General features: G+C 70.0%; 19 protein-coding genes and 1 tRNA gene. 5 read left to right on the top strand and 15 right to left on the bottom strand.

Annotated features, from left to right (window positions below):
* Nucleotides 1–97 precede the first annotated feature (97 nt).
* A complete protein-coding gene (locus PV350_RS13990) occupies nucleotides 98–688 on the bottom strand; it encodes a hypothetical protein (protein WP_500334026.1) in 591 nt (196 codons plus the stop codon).
* A gap of 199 nt (nucleotides 689–887) precedes the next feature.
* On the opposite strand from PV350_RS13990, the gene PV350_RS13985 reads away from it, so the two are divergent.
* Both PV350_RS13985 and PV350_RS13980 read left to right on the top strand, forming a co-directional pair.
* Nucleotides 888–1430, top strand: coding sequence for a hypothetical protein (locus tag PV350_RS13985; protein ID WP_500334024.1), 543 nt, complete (start codon nucleotides 888–890; stop codon nucleotides 1428–1430).
* Between the two features lie 54 nt (nucleotides 1431–1484).
* Nucleotides 1485–1988, top strand: a complete 504-nt coding sequence (locus tag PV350_RS13980) for a hypothetical protein (protein WP_500334022.1) — start codon at nucleotides 1485–1487, stop codon at nucleotides 1986–1988.
* 21 nt (nucleotides 1989–2009) lie between these two features.
* Here the strand turns inward: PV350_RS13980 and PV350_RS13975 are convergent, their stop codons facing one another.
* A complete protein-coding gene (locus PV350_RS13975; RefSeq protein WP_500334020.1) occupies nucleotides 2010–2240 on the bottom strand; it encodes a hypothetical protein in 231 nt (76 codons plus the stop codon).
* Between the two features lie 255 nt (nucleotides 2241–2495).
* Here PV350_RS13975 and PV350_RS13970 point away from each other — a divergent pair, with 255 nt between their 5' ends.
* Nucleotides 2496–2741, top strand: a complete 246-nt coding sequence (locus PV350_RS13970; protein ID WP_500334018.1) for a hypothetical protein — start codon at nucleotides 2496–2498, stop codon at nucleotides 2739–2741.
* A 202-nt stretch (nucleotides 2742–2943) separates the two neighbouring features.
* Here the strand turns inward: PV350_RS13970 and PV350_RS13965 are convergent, their stop codons facing one another.
* The 10 genes from PV350_RS13965 to PV350_RS13920 form a co-directional block, all read right to left on the bottom strand.
* Nucleotides 2944–4698, bottom strand: coding sequence for a phage tail family protein (locus tag PV350_RS13965; protein ID WP_500334016.1), 1755 nt, complete (start codon nucleotides 4696–4698; stop codon nucleotides 2944–2946).
* Between the two features lie 33 nt (nucleotides 4699–4731).
* On the bottom strand, nucleotides 4732–5457 hold the full coding sequence (locus tag PV350_RS13960) for a hypothetical protein (RefSeq protein WP_500334014.1): 726 nt from the start codon (nucleotides 5455–5457) through the stop codon (nucleotides 4732–4734).
* Nucleotides 5417–5884: a hypothetical protein gene (locus PV350_RS13955; protein WP_500334013.1), complete on the bottom strand. Its 468-nt coding sequence runs from the start codon at nucleotides 5882–5884 to the stop codon at nucleotides 5417–5419. Before PV350_RS13955 ends, PV350_RS13960 begins: the two co-directional genes overlap by 41 nt.
* Nucleotides 5868–6158 carry a hypothetical protein gene (locus PV350_RS13950; protein WP_500334011.1) on the bottom strand — a complete coding sequence of 97 codons (291 nt, stop codon included), beginning with the start codon at nucleotides 6156–6158 and terminating at the stop codon, nucleotides 5868–5870. Before PV350_RS13950 ends, PV350_RS13955 begins: the two co-directional genes overlap by 17 nt.
* Entirely contained in the window at nucleotides 6158–6544 is a 387-nt protein-coding gene (locus PV350_RS13945; protein ID WP_500334009.1) for a hypothetical protein, read from the bottom strand. Before PV350_RS13945 ends, PV350_RS13950 begins: the two co-directional genes overlap by 1 nt.
* 83 nt (nucleotides 6545–6627) lie before the next feature.
* Nucleotides 6628–6870: a hypothetical protein gene (locus PV350_RS13940; RefSeq protein ID WP_500334007.1), complete on the bottom strand. Its 243-nt coding sequence runs from the start codon at nucleotides 6868–6870 to the stop codon at nucleotides 6628–6630.
* Between the two features lie 156 nt (nucleotides 6871–7026).
* Nucleotides 7027–8694: an AAA family ATPase gene (locus PV350_RS13935; RefSeq protein WP_500334005.1), complete on the bottom strand. Its 1668-nt coding sequence runs from the start codon at nucleotides 8692–8694 to the stop codon at nucleotides 7027–7029.
* Nucleotides 8691–9284, bottom strand: coding sequence for a bifunctional DNA primase/polymerase (locus PV350_RS13930; protein ID WP_500334062.1), 594 nt, complete (start codon nucleotides 9282–9284; stop codon nucleotides 8691–8693). Before PV350_RS13930 ends, PV350_RS13935 begins: the two co-directional genes overlap by 4 nt.
* Nucleotides 9285–9379: 95 nt before the next feature.
* A complete protein-coding gene (locus tag PV350_RS13925) occupies nucleotides 9380–9802 on the bottom strand; it encodes a hypothetical protein (protein ID WP_500334003.1) in 423 nt (140 codons plus the stop codon).
* Between the two features lie 46 nt (nucleotides 9803–9848).
* Nucleotides 9849–10088 (bottom strand): helix-turn-helix domain-containing protein, encoded by a 240-nt coding sequence (locus PV350_RS13920; protein WP_500334001.1) that lies wholly within the window; start codon nucleotides 10086–10088, stop codon nucleotides 9849–9851.
* A 140-nt stretch (nucleotides 10089–10228) separates the two neighbouring features.
* Between PV350_RS13920 and PV350_RS13915 the strand changes: the two genes are divergently transcribed.
* Nucleotides 10229–10870, top strand: coding sequence for a hypothetical protein (locus tag PV350_RS13915; RefSeq protein WP_500333999.1), 642 nt, complete (start codon nucleotides 10229–10231; stop codon nucleotides 10868–10870).
* A complete protein-coding gene (locus tag PV350_RS13910; RefSeq protein WP_500333997.1) occupies nucleotides 10867–12198 on the top strand; it encodes a tyrosine-type recombinase/integrase in 1332 nt (443 codons plus the stop codon). The genes PV350_RS13915 and PV350_RS13910 overlap by 4 nt, the downstream gene beginning before the upstream one ends.
* A gap of 87 nt (nucleotides 12199–12285) precedes the next feature.
* Here the strand turns inward: PV350_RS13910 and PV350_RS13905 are convergent.
* From PV350_RS13905 to PV350_RS13895, 3 genes are all read right to left on the bottom strand, one after another.
* Nucleotides 12286–12359: transfer RNA gene (locus PV350_RS13905), tRNA-Thr, on the bottom strand.
* 113 nt (nucleotides 12360–12472) lie between these two features.
* A complete protein-coding gene (locus tag PV350_RS13900; RefSeq protein ID WP_500333996.1) occupies nucleotides 12473–14044 on the bottom strand; it encodes an alpha/beta hydrolase in 1572 nt (523 codons plus the stop codon).
* A 101-nt stretch (nucleotides 14045–14145) separates the two neighbouring features.
* Nucleotides 14146–15096, bottom strand: a complete 951-nt coding sequence (locus PV350_RS13895; protein ID WP_500333994.1) for a hypothetical protein — start codon at nucleotides 15094–15096, stop codon at nucleotides 14146–14148.
* Nucleotides 15097–15190 lie beyond the last annotated feature (94 nt).

Raw genomic sequence — 15190 nt, 5'->3', positions numbered from 1 at the left:
GTCGTGGTCAGAGTCAGGGTGACCGAGGGCGACAACAACGACAGCAACGGGACGGCCCCCGGGAGAAGTTCTCCCGGGGGCCGCTCGCTCTCCGGCCTTACTCCTGCTCTCCCTCAGCGGGCTGCTCCAACTTGCCGCGTTCGTCCAGGTGCCAGCGCAGCCCCGCGTCATCGGTGAAGTAGACGTGCGGACGGTGGTTGTCGACCGTGGCCTCGGGCCATCGGGCGGACTCGAAGCGAGCCGTCCGGTGCGCAGCGAGCACGTCCAGCGGCGCAGTCTGCCGGCCCCCGCCCGGGAGGTCACTGACCTCCTCGATTACAGCGCCGCTGGCAACGTAGGCAAGCCCGAACCGCACCTTGACGTCGCGGAGAGGCGCATCGCTGGCGTTCTCTACGCGAGCCACCCAGTGGTCGTAGCCGACAATGCCGCCCATGCCGTCTGGCTGAGTACCTGCCGTGCGGCAGGTCAACCGCACCTGCCGGGCCTGCGCCCACTTGCGCTCGTCAGCGAGCGCAGCCAGCTCGGCACGCTCCAGTGACATCGTCGCGGACTGTTCGGCGATGAACTCCTGCTGCTCGCGGATCTGCCGGCGCTGGCTGGCCAGCGTCCAGAACGCGGCCACGGCGGCACCTGCCGCGAAGGCGGCCCCCACCCAAGTCGGGGCGTCGCCCCAGTCAATCCCACCCATGGCCGGGGAGCGTACGCCACAATCCAGACGGCACCTCAGCCGATCGGTTCGCCCACCCCCTGGCGTTCACTGGCGAGGGCTGACCGACCGCCCGTCACCCCAATGGGCGAAGGAGCGTCACGGTCCCGTCACTGTGCGGGCGGGCTGCTGGTGGCTGGGCCTACGGTGTGCGCTTCAGACCACACAAGGGGGACGAACCATGAACATGCGACCCGTCGCGGCCCTGATCGTTGCCGCGGGGCTGGCTCTCGCTGGCTGCTCGTCGTCGGACAACAGCGACGCCCCGGCCGTGTCCGGGAACGCTCCGTCCGCGCCGGCTGCCGCACCGAAGGGCACGAGCGCGAAGGACGTCACCGCGGCGCTGGCCCAACAGATCCCGACCGTGAAGACGACCGTGGTCTACACCGAGGACAGCGACCCCAACAAGCGGATGGGGCGCCCGCACCAGTACCTCAGCAAGACCGCGTTCGCTGACTCCCGGATCCCGGCCGCGGAAGCGAAGAAGGACGCGGACGGGCGCAAGGATGCCATCAGCTACGGCGGGACGGTTGAGGTGTTCGCCACCGCGGAGGACGCGAAAGCGTGGGCGGATGGCATCGACAAGACCATGCAGAGCCTCGGCTCGATCATCACTCCGGATTACATCTATCGGTCCGGGCGGACGGTGATCCGGGCGTCGTCGCACCTGTCGCCGAGCCAGGCGGCCCAGTACCAGGAGGCGCTCGGCAAGGCGGTCAGCTGAGTGCAGGGCGTCGAACCCCTTGTCGCCAACAACGCTGCTGCGCATGCTTCGACGATGACAGAGACAACTCCTGCGCCCCACGACTGGGGCGAGTTCGATCGACGGCTTGGCGCCATGGTTCGGGAAGCAGCGATGCTGGAACTGCTCCTGGGCCTCGTCGCACAGATGCTGTGTAACAGCGCTTATGGAGCTCTCCTCATCAGCGGCGAGTCGTCGGAAAGGCTGATCCGCGCGTGCAAGACGCTCATAGACGTGCACACGGATATCCCCGAGCCGCAGCGTCTCGAACTGCGTGACCTGCTCAAACGCAGCTCCGAAGCCTTCCAGGAGCGCCACCGGTACGTGCACGGCTCCGCCATCCCGAACAGTGAGGGTGGCATCAGCAACTTCCGTGCACGCAGGCTGAAGCCTGGCCCCGAGATCACACCTGTCGATCTCGAAGCCCTGGAGCAGCTCGCCGAGACGCTGAAGACGCTGACCTTGGACGTGACCCACTGGATTGCAGTCACCTATGGAGAGGACCAAGGAGAGCCGCCGAGTAGCGCCACGGAGTCATGATCAGTACGGCAGTTGTCTGCATCACGCGCGCGGGCGGGGGAGCTTACGCGCAGCATAGGCGTGCGCCGCCTTCTCGGAGGCGTACTGCATACCGGCTTCCTCCTGCTCCTTCATCCACGCCTCGACGTCGGGCAGCTTAAAGCGACGGTGGCCGTTGGGTAGCCGGACCACTGGACAGCCGCGCTTGATCCACGTGTCAATGGCGAAGCGCGAGACGTTGAAGTGCCTCGCAAGCTCGGGCATCTTCAACATCCCCGCTCCCGTCCAGACTGCATCACGCCTCGCAAGCCCTGCGCTGGGCGCAGGCCTGTAGCGGCAGGGTGGCGGCGCCTGTGACTCCTCAACGGCCCACCGCAGCAGGCGGCGAATGATCAGGGCGACTTCCGGCGGCACGTCTGGCGTGCTGGATGCTGGCATGCCCGATGCATGATCACGCTGCGGGCGTGTCATGCCGCGCTGACGCAGATACCCCCACGCGAGGGAACGTGTGGGGGCTACGTTGCCGCCATGAAGACCGCGATCGCCCTGGGCGGCATTGGGGCCGCCATAACTGCCGTGCTGGCCGCCCTCTTCGTCCTCATGGACCTCCGCCGACGCGCCCAGGCTGCCGAGGTGGAACCCACCCTGCAAGACCTGGCCGACGTGCGGAAGCTGGCGCTGTTCGTCGACAGCCGGACCCGGCTTATCGGGTGGCTGACGATGGTGAACGCGGCGCTGAGCCTGGCGGTGGCCCTCGTGGCGGTCTTCAGCTGAGGCCCAGCGAACGGCCCCGGGGAACGCATCCCGAGGGCCGTTCGCAGTCGTTAGCCTCGCTGCCCGAGCACGGCTTGGACGTTGCCGCCGCGGGCCGTCACTGCGCCGCGCAGCGGGTCGATGAGGACCTCGCCAAGCTTGGTGTTGCCGATCATGAGCGTGACGTTCATCGGCTACGTCAGCACTCGCGTGGCCGGGGCCCTCACCGGGTCCGGTAACCGCTGACAACCATCTGTACATCTCCGCCGCGCGTGGTCACGGCATTGCGCATGAGCGAGAGCACCAGGTCGGCCGCGGCCGACCCGTCGCCCTCCAGCCTGATCACCTGCGGCTTGGTCGGAGCGGTGTTCCGGGCCCCGTAGGCGGCCGTGGACGTGGGCGTCACCATGGAAGGCAGGCCGTCGGTCAGCCCCCCGAGCTGTCGACGGATCCCGAGCGTGCCCGCGTCGATGCCGGCCTGGAAGCCCTTCATGACGAGCTCACCGCTACTGAAGAGGATCTTCGCGTCCCGCGCGGCGGGGCCCTTCCAGTCGGGCAGCATGCCCGTGAGCTGGTTCAGGGTGCTGCGGACGTCCCCGAACCGGTTGACGATGCCCGAGATGAAGCCGCTGATCAGGCGGCTGCCGGCGCTGGCGAGGACGCTCCCGAGGTTGCCGAGGGCGTCGCGGGCGCGCCCGGGCAGTCCGCGCACCGCGGTGACCGCGTCCGACAGCTTGCTGCGGATGGTGCGCAGCATGGCGGCCCCGGCCTCTGCGGCACGGCCTGCGATCTTCGACCCGAACGAGGACAGCGCCGACCAGACCATGCCCGGAAGCCGCGCGAACCAGCTGGCGATGCCGTTGATCAGATCGGGGATGATGCTGTGCCCGATGAGTACGTCGTAGAGCCACCTGAACGCGTCGACCACCGTGATCGTCCAGGTGCGGATCTTGCCGTAGGCGTCGGCGAGAAACGCGATGGTGTAACCGACGCCCAGCAGCAGGCCCTTGATCGCTACCGCGATGTCAGAGAGGGCCTGACCGGCCTCGGGGCCCTGCGTGCCGATGATCTCGAACATGCCGCCCAACCCCTCGCCGATCGTGCCGAGGGACTTGCCGAGTCCGTCGAAGACGGGCTGGCCGCCACGCAGCAGCGAGAGCAGCCCGGGCACGGTCTCGCGCACGAGCTTGTCGATCCCCGCGGTCAGTGGCTGAATGAACGGCGCGGCCAGCTGGAAGGCCTGGCCGATCTGCGGCGTCAGATCGAGCACGGTCTGGTTGAGGGTCTTGAACGCGTCCACGAAGGGCTTGATCAAGGGCCGCGCGGCCATGCTGAAGATCCGCTTCACGGTCTCCATGAGCTTGCCCGCGGCCTTCTTGACCTCGGGTTCGTCCTTCAAGATCGCGTAGCCGAGGCCGATCACACCGATACCGGCGACCGAGATGGTCGCGGCCGCCATCAGGGCGCCGATCGCGGGCACCAGCGCGGCCACGAACGCGGCCGCTACAGCCCCGATGTAGGGGTTGGAGGAGAACATGCCCGTGACGCGCTGCGCTCCGGACGTGCCGGCCTCGACGGCCGACGAGATGCCAGAGCGCACCGTCGAGGTGATCGAACTGAGCATGCGGTGACCGAAGCCCCGCCCCGAGCGGTCACCGTCCGCCTCGGACTCGCGGATGAAGCGGCCGCGTGCGTCCCGCAGGCGGCCGTGCGCATCGCGGGTGGCCCGCTCCAGCCCTTCGGTTGTCTCGCGCGCTGTCGCGGCCACAGAGGCGCGCGCAGCGGTCTGGACGGCGTCACCGAGGGCGCGGCCCATGGCTTCGCCTTCGCGGGCGAAGGAGCCGCGCATCTCCCGCAGTGTGTCGTCCGTTTCGCGCTGCAGCCCACGGAACGAGCGCTCAACCTCGACGATGCCGCGCCGTGCCGGGTCGGTGTCGAGATCGAAGGTGGCCATCAACTCGCCGACGGTCATCGCCATGTCAGAACCCCTTTCTGCTTGCTTCCCGGGCCGTCAGAGCGCGGCATTCGGGGGGATCGGGGCGAAGCGAGAGGCGGCCGTGTACGCACGGTCGGAGAGGCGCTGCTGCTCGGCCTGGCGGGCGCGCGCGGCCTCGGCCAGGCGCTCGATCTGGGGCAACTCCCGCACCTCCTGCGGGGCCCGGACGGCGGTGAAGGCCTGCTGCGCCAGGCGGTGATCGGAGCGCGTCGAGCGGCAGGCGATGGCCTCGCGCAGGTCGCGCACCTCGTCGAGGTAACCGGCGGTCGTCAGGTGGGTCTGCGCCCAGTCGCGAATCGAGTTGATCTCGGACAGGTCGACGATCGCGGTGAGGGTGCCGCGGCGGCCGGCGTCGTCGTTGAAACGCTCGGCGTCGCTGAGCAGGCGGACGCGCCCGTCGCGGTCGCTGTCCATCGCGCGGTCGTAGGCGGCGCGGAAGGCGGCCATGAGGACGGAGCGATCCGCGGGGCTGGTGCCCTCGGGGATGCCCGGGCCGGTGGGTACCTGGGTCTCCAGCCAGTCCAGTCGTGCCTGTCGGCGGGCCTGGAGGCGGTCCCAGGCGTCCTGCAGCGCGGCGAGGTAGGTGGTGTAGGCGTCGGCGACTTGCCGGGCCTTGAAGAGGTCGCTGGCTTCCCAGTTCTCGCGGGCGCGACGGACGCTGTCGATGTACGTGGCCTGCGCCTGGCGGGCGGACTGGACGTCAGGGTCCTGATCCTGCGGGGGCATGGGCTGCGGGGTCATTGGCGGTTCTCCGTATCCGGACGAGGTGGGCGACGTCGTCCGGGTGCCACGCGTTGCGCTTGGCGGGGGTGACGCCTGCCCATGCGGCCAGGCGTCGGGCGTGGCGTTGGGTCACGCCGAGCCGGACGGCGAGCTGTTCCGTGCGGATCAGCTCACGATCCGAGGGTGCGTCGATGTCCGCGAATGTCCGTTCGGGCTGTCCGTTCGTTGCGGACATCCCGGCATGGTGGGCGAGACTGGCGGAGCGCAGCGCGTTCATGGCCGAGACGATCTCGGGCCGCACGGCGCCGCCCTCGGCCCTGCTGCGGGCCAGCTGCGTTCTCAGGGCCAGCCACAGCGGGTGGCAGACGCTCGCGGGCAGGAAGACCCCGCCGGCCTCGATGATGGCCGGCGGGGCTGCCTGCTGCGGGTCACTCGGCGTCGTCACCGGGCAGTCCGTAGAGCTCGATCAGCGGCGGGAGCGCGGCGTTGCGGAAAGCTTCCGCGGCCTGCAGACGCACGATCGGTTTGTCGCGCTCGTGCTCTGGAACGACGGACATCGCGAACTCGGCGGCAAGGAGCGCCAGGCCGGAAGTGACGAGGCGCAGTTCCTCGCCGTCCAGCTGCTGCAGTTCGTCGTACAGGTCGTCGGTGCGGCGCTCCACGGACAGGGCTACGAGCGCCCACGTGCGGGACTGGAGGTCGAGCCGTTCCCCGGGCATCAGCGGCCGCCTGCGCTGCCGTCAGACGGCTTCTGGTGGGCGCTCAGCGGGCGCTCTTGCATGCGGGCGAGCATCCGGGCCGCCTGGGGGCTGCCGCGACGTGCAGCGCGCTGCAGGACCCGCTTCATGCCCTCCTCGGCCTGCTCCAGGTCGCGGCGGTGCCGGGCCGAGGTGCTCTCCAGCGCTTCGATGTCCGCGGCCACGCGCAGGATGTGCTCGGTGGCCTCGCCGACGATCTCGGCCAGCTTCGGGATCAGCTTCGGGTCGTGACGCGCGGCCTCGCGGCCACAGCGGGCCAGGGCACGCCGCAGGCGGGACTCCGCGGCATCCAGCTCGGTCCGCCCCGGGTACGTGGCCCTCTGTCTCGGCTTGGTGGTCTCAGGCACTGTGTCCTCCTCGTATATATGCAGGCGATACGCGCGAGGCCGGAGGAACCGGTTGCGCGCGGGGGTTACTACGGGCGTAGTGGTCAGGCCAGGAAGGTCGCGGGGATCTTCGCGGCGGCACGGGCGAAGTCGGGGGCGGCGTCGAGGGTGCCGGCCAGGACCGGGCAGCCTTCGTCGTGCTCGATGCGGGCGTGCAGCATGCCCGTGGCTTCCTCGGTGGCCAGCTCGACGACTTCTCCGGTGCAGTGGCCGCACGAGTAGTTGCTGACCATTCGGGCGATCAACTCGCGGTCGCCCGCGGCAAAGCTGGTATGGGTCGCGGACATGTGGTCTCCCTACGTAAAGGCAGATTGATGAGAAGATTGGGATTATTGGCTCTGACCTGCTGTTTTTTAGTGAGACTGAGGGTGAGACGATTGGAGACCGGTGAGACAGCACGTGTCGGCCTGTCTCACCCGAGGTCTCATTCGTCTCACGCGGTCTCATTCCGATATCCGCAGCTCAGAGCCAGAGTTCTCAGTTGTCTCAGGTCTCATTGAGTCCGATGGACCGTCGTGCTCGGAGGCCGGTACCGCCTCGGGCAGGAACCAGAGCGAGCGCTTCGCTTTGCCGAGGCCGATCTGCCTGCTGACGAGATTGAGCTTGGCCTTGGCTCGGTAGATCGTTGCGCGGCTGAATCCCTGCTTGCGGGCGTCGTTGAGGACGTCGCGGGAGTCCGCGCACCCTCCGAGATCGGACAGGTAGTCACGGAGCCATGCCCGGGTCTCGCTGGTCTCACTTCGGTCCGCAGGGGAGGAGCCTTCGTCCCGCATGACCTCGCTGACCGAGGTGGACGTCTCGGGACCAAGGACGAATCGCGAGACGTACGTGGGCCCGTCCTCGGTCTCCACGGTCACCGACTGGATCGTGTAGGAGTACGACGGCAGCCCCGTGCGGCCGAGGTTGTTCTTCTCCAGCGAGAGGACGAACTCGACGTCGCCGTCTTCGGTCTCCTGCTTGGCGAAGGCAATCAGTGAGCGGATGAGCTGGCCGAACGCGCCCGAGCCGGCGACTCGGGCGAGCGGGTCGGCTGACCCGAACTTGGTGAAGTGGGCGAGGCCCAGGATGGTGAAACCGTGCCGGTCGGCGGCCGCGATGAGCGGTTCGAGGGCCTGGCGGACCTCGGCGGCCCGGTAGTCGTTGATGCCCTTGTCGATGAACGACAGCAGCGGATCCATGACGAGCAGGGCCACGCCATGCTCCTCTGCGGCTTGGCCCAGGATCGAGGTGTCCACAGGCACTGTGAGCCGCGCGTGCAGCTGGCCGTCGTCCTGCACATCGACACGGAACACGAGGTCCATGTCGGCGCCGCCGGCGATGAGCCTGGGGGCGATCGTGTACTGCCAGGAGTCCTCCGCGGCCGCGTAGATGACGGCGCGAGGCTTGCCGTACAGCTCGCCGGGCAGAGTGCCCGTCGTGATGCGCGCGGTCATCCACACCGCGTACTGCGACTTTCCCAGCCCGGGCGGCCCGGCAGCGATGCACAGCGAGTGCATCGGGATGCGGCCGTGAGAGGTCGGCGGCGCACCCACGGGTGTGGTGTCCCACAGCCACTTCACGCGCCGAATGCGGACCGTGGACGCTGGCCGCAGCAGGATCTCTCGGCTTGGCGGGGCACTGCCCGCTTCGGGTTCGGGCTCCATCGCGTGTACGCGATCGTGCCGAGGCTCGGATTCCGGCTCAGGCGCCAGGAGCCCCGAGAAGTCGTTGCGGTCATCGTTGGCCCGCGGCGCGGGAGGCCAGGGGTGGCGAGGTTGGCTCATGCCGGACGCGAGCCCGGACTCGATCGACCTCAGGGCGCGCCGTTCGGGATGGTTGCCGGCCAGGGACGCGGCAAGGAGCGCTTCGCGGGCCTCATCCTCGCTGAGGGCACCGGTGGCGACGATGGTCCCGACGTTGAACGCGGCCCTGTTGATGGTGTCGTTCTGGACGCCGTCGCGGGCCTCAGTGATCGCGTCACACTCGGCCTGGAGGGCCTTGCGGGTGTAGGCGTCCATGCGCACGGACGACGACGCGCTGAGTGTGACCGATACCGGCGCCATCGAGCGGGGCTGGGCGATCCTGGCGAGCGCGGCATCGACGCCCTTCGCGATTTCCTCCGAGGTTGTCATGCCGCCCTCCCCACGGCCGGCGTGAGGGCGGCTGGCCACGGCTCGGTGGGCTGCTTGAACAGGCCGTCCCCGGACCACTGGTAGCGCCCTCCGCTGCTATGCACGGAGGGCGCGAGCAGCACGTATCCGTTGTGCTTCACGTCCAGGCCCGGGCCGAGAGTGCCCGGGAGCTGCACGTCGGGGCTGCGGTACAGGATGTGCAGCCCGTCGCCTCCGGTGATCTGCATGACCGTTCCGGGCAGGACGCCGATCCGCTCCTCAAGCACGCCGAGCGAGAGGTGCCCGCCATGCCGGGGGTCGATGTCGAGTACGGCCCAGCCGTTGAGCTTGCAGGGGGCGCCGATGTTGGCCTCGGGTTCCGCGGTCCACCAGCGCTCGACCGTCGCGAGGTCGGTCGTCGCCGCGTGAAAGCCGTGGCAGGTGCCGATGCCGCACTGGCAGTCCTCGGGGCGGTGCGGCTGGTGCTTGGGGTTGGGCTTGCCGCGCAGCTGCGGCGAGCACCGGACGCAGTTGGCGTATGGCTGCTTGTCGCGGCGAACGCGGAAGACCCGCACGCCTGCGGCGGCGTACTCCAGCGCTGCGGCCCGCATGTCAGTCACGTCTGTTCCTCGGGGGTGCGGCGGGACAGGCCGAACGACCCCGGCGCGGACTGCGCCGGGGGTTCGGCGGACGGAAGAGCCGAAGGTCACCGACCGACCTCGTCGACGATCATCTGGAGCGCGGCGCGCAGGCCGTTGACGGTGATGTTGCGGCGCTTGGACGAGCGCAGGGTCAGCGCCATGGCCTCGACCGCGACATGGAATGCGACGTCGGAGTAGCCGGCTTCCACGTCGCCCCACTCACCGGCCTCGCTGCGCAGCGGGGCCGCGGCGCTGATCGCGGCGCGGACGACATCGTCGACCGGGGTGAGCGGGAACGTCCCGGGCGTGATGCTGGGGTCGGCGTAGCCCTCGTGGACCAGGCGCTCGACCTCGGTGGTGACCCGCTCGGCCCTGGCCTCGGCGTGGTGCGGGTGGAGGCCGCGGGCCGGCGCGGTGGCTATGGCGTGCGGGAGGCGGCCGGTCGGGTTGGTGGCCATCTGCGGGATGGCGGCCTTAAGGTTGGACATGAGAGCTCCTCACGGCGGCCGGGTTGCCCCCCGGCCGTTGTTGCGTTCAGGCGATGGACTGGGTGTTCTCGACAGACGGCGCTGCGGTTGCCCCCGCGGCGCCGTTGCCGTTCTGCTCGGCGTCGATACGGCTCACGAACTCATGCAGGGCCTCGGCAGGTACTCGCCGCGCCCGGCCGATCTTCACGCTGCGCAACTCACCGGACTTGATGAGCGCCTTCGCGGTCGTGAGCCCCACCCCGAGCTGCTGCGCGACCTCGTCGGTCGGGTACAGGATCCGGGACATGCGATCTCCAGTGAAACGGCTGGCCGCCCAATCAGCCAGGCTGTTCACTCGAAGGTACACGGTCGCCATGGGTCGCGCAAGACCGTCCAGATTGTTCACGCAGGTTGCGCACGAACCTGTTCATTGGGATGCTGGTCGGCATGGAGGACCTCACTCACTGGCGCCTGGCCGCCGCCCCAGGCGGTTGGGTTCGGGCTACCAAGCCGGCCGACCGCACTACCATCTACATGCGCCTTCGCGGCACCGGCGACGGGCCGCAGCAGCGGCTCAATGTCCACTCGGTGGTCATGGAGAGCGTGTCCCCGATCAGCACGCACATCTGGCGCGACGTGCCCTTCAAGGACGTTGAGAAGGTTGCGAACAACGTGCGCGGGGTCCTTCGAGACAACGGATGGAACCCGTTCCGCGAGGAGCTGCTGAAGGCGCCGGAGGCCGAGCCGGTCAGCGTTGACCAGTTGGAGCGGTACTTCGGCTCGCCCGAAGCGCTCGCGTCGCTCGACGGTCCGAGCCCAGTGGTCTCAAACAACATGGTGATCCTTGCCGGTGAAGCCAGTCCTGGGGAGGAACCGCCCCCGCTGACCAAGCCGGAGGGGCGCATCACGGACGACTTCCTGCGCTCCTTGTCACGCACCTATCAGTGGCTTGTGGCCTCAGGCGAGACCGCGCCGGCAACCGTGCTCGCGCAGCAGACGGGAGCACCTGTCGCCACCGTCCGCCGTTGGGTCGTGAATGCCCGTCAGCGTGGCTTCATGCCACCTGGACGGCCAGGGAGGGCCGGATGAGCGGGCGACGGGGGAACGGCGAGTCGTCGGTCTACTTCTCCGAATCGGACGGGAAGTGGCACGGCTGGGTGACAGTTGGCACGAAGCCGGACGGGCGCGCGGACCGCCGGCACCGGATGGCGACGACCGAAGCCGAGGTCAAGGCCAAGGTGAAGGAGCTGGAAAAGCAGCGCGCCGCGGGCGCTGTCCGCAAAGCCGGCCGGCCGCCAACCGTCGCCCAGTGGATGGAGACCTTCCTCGACACGATCTGTGCGCGGAAGGTCGAGGACGGGTCGATGGCGCCGCGAACGCTGGACGACTACCGCAGCAAGACCGAGCTGTACATCACGCCCGGCATCGGGAAGCACCGCATCGACCGCCTGGCCGCCGAGCATCTGGACAAGCTGTACCTGGACCTCCTGCGCGCAGGTGGGGCCGGCGGCAAGCCGCTCGCCTCGTCGACCGTGCTCAAGGTGCACCGCATCGTCTCGCGTGCGCTCAAGGTGGCCATGCAGCGGGAGATCGTGGCGCGCAACGTGGCCACCCTGCTGGACGCACCATCCGCTGATGAGACCGAGATCGAGCCGCTGACGCGTGAGGAGGCCCGCGCCGTCCTCGGCGAGGCGGGCCGGCGTCGCAACGGCTCCCGCTGGTCCGTGGCCCTCGCCATGGGGCTGCGCCAGGGCGAGACGCTCGGTCTGCGCTGGACGTACCTGGACCTGGACGCCGGCACGATGCGGATCTGGTGGCAGCTGCAGCGCCTCACGTGGCGACACGGCTGCGACGATCCTCACGCCTGCGGCGCGGCGCACCACCGCAAGGCGTGCCGAAAGAACTGCACTGCCCATAAGGCGTACGCGCGTGGGTGCCCGAAGCCCTGCCCGAGGGACTGCAAGGACCACGCGAAGGCTTGCCCGGAACGGACGGGCGGCGGCCTGGTCTTCCGGGCCCCGAAGGGCAAGAACAAGCGCATCGCGCCCATCCCTCCGCCGCTCATCTCCGCCCTGCGGGCGCACCGGGCCGCACAGAACCGCGAGCGCCTGGCAGCCGGCGAACTGTGGGAGGAGCAAGACCTCGTCTTCTGCCAGCCGAATGGGCGCCCCATCGACCCGCGCGCGGACTACGCCGAGTGGCAGGACATCCTCGAAACGTCCGGCGTCCAGGCGAAGCGCGTCCACGACGGGCGCCACACTGCCGGCACCCTGCTGACGGAGAGCGGCGTCGGCATCCGAGTGGTCATGGAGTTGCTCGGGCACTCACAGCTGCGCGTCACCCAGCGGTACACCCACGTCGGCTCGCCCCTCGCTGAGGACGCTGCAGCGAAGATGGGGGACGTGCTGTGGGGATGATCGAATACGCGGCAAACGCAACTAGGTCTGCAACTGGAGATCAAAAAGACCTGCGGTCTCCCGAAGGAAACCGCAGGTCACAAGCGGAGCCGCCTAAGGGAATCGAACCCTTGACCTACGCATTACGAGTGCGTCGCTCTGGCCGACTGAGCTAAGGCGGCAGGCTGCCGAGACAGCTTCGCATCGGCAGCGGGCACAAGTCTACACAGTTCTTGAGGGGCCCCTGACCAGGGTGCTGTCGGGTCGGGACGGGGCGGCGGGGCCCCTCACGGGGTCAGCAGGTCTTGCCGTCCGCCGGGGGCGTGCCGTCGAGGAGGTAGCGGTTGACGGCGGAGTCGATGCAGCTGCTGCCGCGGGCGTACGCCGTGTGGCCGTCGCCGTTGTAGGTGAGCAGGACGCCGGAGTCGAGCTGGCCGGCGAGGGACTTGGCCCAGGCGTACGGCGTGGCGGGGTCGCGGGTGGTGCCGACGACCAGGATGGGGTCGGCGCCGGTGGCCTCGATGCGGTGGGGCTTGCCGGTCGGCGTGACGGGCCAGTAGGCGCAGATCAGGCTGGACCACGCCAGGTTCTTGCCGAAGTGCGGGGACTCGGCGGTGAACGCGGAGACGGACTGCTCGGCGGCCGGCGGGCCGGACAGGGCCGGCGGCAGGTCGAGGCAGTTCACGGCGGCGTTGGCGTACATGAGGTTGTCGTAGCGGCCGCGGTCGTCGCGCTCGTAGTACGTGTCGGACAGCGCGAGCAGACCGCTTCCGTCGCCCTTGTTCGCCTTGGTGAGGGCGGTGCGCAGGGTGGGCCACATCGACTCGTCGTACATCGCGGCGATCACGCCGGTGGTGCCGAGCGCCTCGGTCAGCTTGCGGTCGCTGCCGGTGTTCAGGGGCTTGGCGTCCAGCTGCTTGAAGAAGGCGTCGAGGCGGTGCCCGGCGTCGGCGGAGCTCTTGGTGCCGAGCGGGCAGTCGCGGTGGCCGACGCAGTCCCGGGCGAAGGCGTCGAAGGCGGTCTCGAAGCCGGAGGCCTGGCCGCGGCTCGCGTCGAGGGCCGAGATCGACGGGTCGACGGCGCCGTCGAGGACGAGCCGACCGGCCGTGTCGGGGAACAGCTCGGCGTAGGTGGCGCCCAGGAACGTGCCGTAGGACTTGCCGACGTAGTTGAGCTTGCGGTCGCCGACCAGGGCGCGGAAGACGTCCATGTCGCGGGCGGAGTCCACCGTGCTGATGTACTTGAGCAGTTTGGCGGAGCGCTGCTCGCAGCCGCCGGCGAACTCCTTGTCGGCGGCGACGAGGGCGTTGACCTCGGCGCCGTCGTCCGGGGTGACGTCGGTCGCCGTGAAGGCGTCCATCTGGCGGTCGCTGAGGCACTCCACGGGCTCGCTGCGGGCCACACCGCGCGGGTCGATGGCGGCCATGTCGTAGCGGGAGGTGACCGCCGACGGGTAGCCGAAAGCCGCGTACTGCAGGTAGTCGATCGCGGAGCCGCCGGGGCCGCCCGGGTTGACCAGCAGGGTGCCGAGCCGCTTGCCGCCGTCCTCGGCCCGCTTCCGGGTGACGGCGAGCTTGAGGTCGCTCGCGGCGGACGGGCGGGCGTAGTCGAGGGGGACGCGCATGGTGGCGCACTGCATGCCCGGCATGTCCTTGCACTCGCGCCAGGACAGGCGCTGCTCGTAGTACGGCCGGAGGTTGCCGTAGGCGTCCGCGGCAGCGCCCGAGGGCGGCGGCCCGCCGAGCGAGCCCGCCGGGGACGAGGCGGCGGCACTGTGCGTGCTGCCACCGGTCGTGCACGCGGACAGCATCAGCCCGGCGACGGCGAGGACGGTGCCGGAGGTACGGAGCAGGCGCGGGGTGTGCATCGGAGCCTCGGTTCCTCGTGGTGGTCATCTGGAGCGTATCCGGAGGGCCGGTGGCGAACCGCCCTCCACAGTCCTCATACGGGTGATTCCGGCCCGCGCCGTCAGGGACGGTCCGGACCGTCGAGCTTCTCGGTCGCGTACCCGGCGACGAGGGCGAAGAGCCGCCGCCGCGGGGCGATGCCGTCCAGCACCCGGACCCCGGCGGACACGCCACGCACCCGTTCCCGCAGGGCGAGGGCGGAGCGCCGCGCGTCCTCCTCTCCGGAGGGTACGGCGAGCAGCAGCGCGGGGCGCGGCATGTCACCCCCGGGGTATCCGCGGTCGGTGGAGGAGTAGTACGGCGGCGGGCCGGACCGGTCGATCCCGTCGTAGCCGCCCGAGACGCCGATCGCCGCGGTGTACCCCTCGGGGTCGGTCAGCTGCTGCCGTACGACGCAGGCCGCGTCCCCGTCGGCGCCCAGCAACGCCCGCGCGGGGCGGCCGGGCAGGACGCGGTAGAGCCGGGCGACCGCGACCGGGACGGCCGCGGGACGGGCGCCGGGGCCGGTGTCGCAGTGGGCGGGCAGCACGACCACGAAGGGGTCGGCGATGCCCCGCAGCGACTGGGCGGCGAAGCCGGCGAACAGATCCGGGTCGGCGGGGTCGATGTGGGCCACGACCAGGGGGAAGTACACCCCGACGGAGTCCGGGTAGTCGTACTGCGGGGGCAGCCACACCCGCGTGCCGTCGGACAATTCCTGGAGCGTGCCCCCGGCCGGGTGACCGAGGGTGCGCGGCGGCTCCAGCCCGGCGTCCACGGGGTCGGACGGCACCGGCCGCGGGGGTGGCGCGGACGGCGACCAGACGGCCAGCGTGACCGCCACCACCGCGGCGGCCAGCGCGGACCCTGCGCCGCGCAGCACCGTGCCGGTGCGCTCGACGGGCAGTTCGTACGCGCGGCCCGCGCGCTGCTCCCACCAGTGCCGTAGTGCCGAGCGGGCGAGCGCCACCGCCACGGCCCCGGCCGCGGTCAGCAGCGCGTACAGAACGACGACCTCGGCCACCTCGGGCACGTGCGGCACCACCTCGGCAGGTCCCCCACGGCGCTTCGGGCACGGGCGCGGCACCCGCGCCGTAGGCAGGGGGGAGCGCACCCCGTGCGCTGGG

It is taken from the genome of Streptomyces sp. PA03-6a (assembly GCF_033792765.1).
Classification (GTDB): domain Bacteria; phylum Actinomycetota; class Actinomycetes; order Streptomycetales; family Streptomycetaceae; genus Actinacidiphila.
This window is presented reverse-complemented; position numbering and strand designations above follow the sequence as displayed.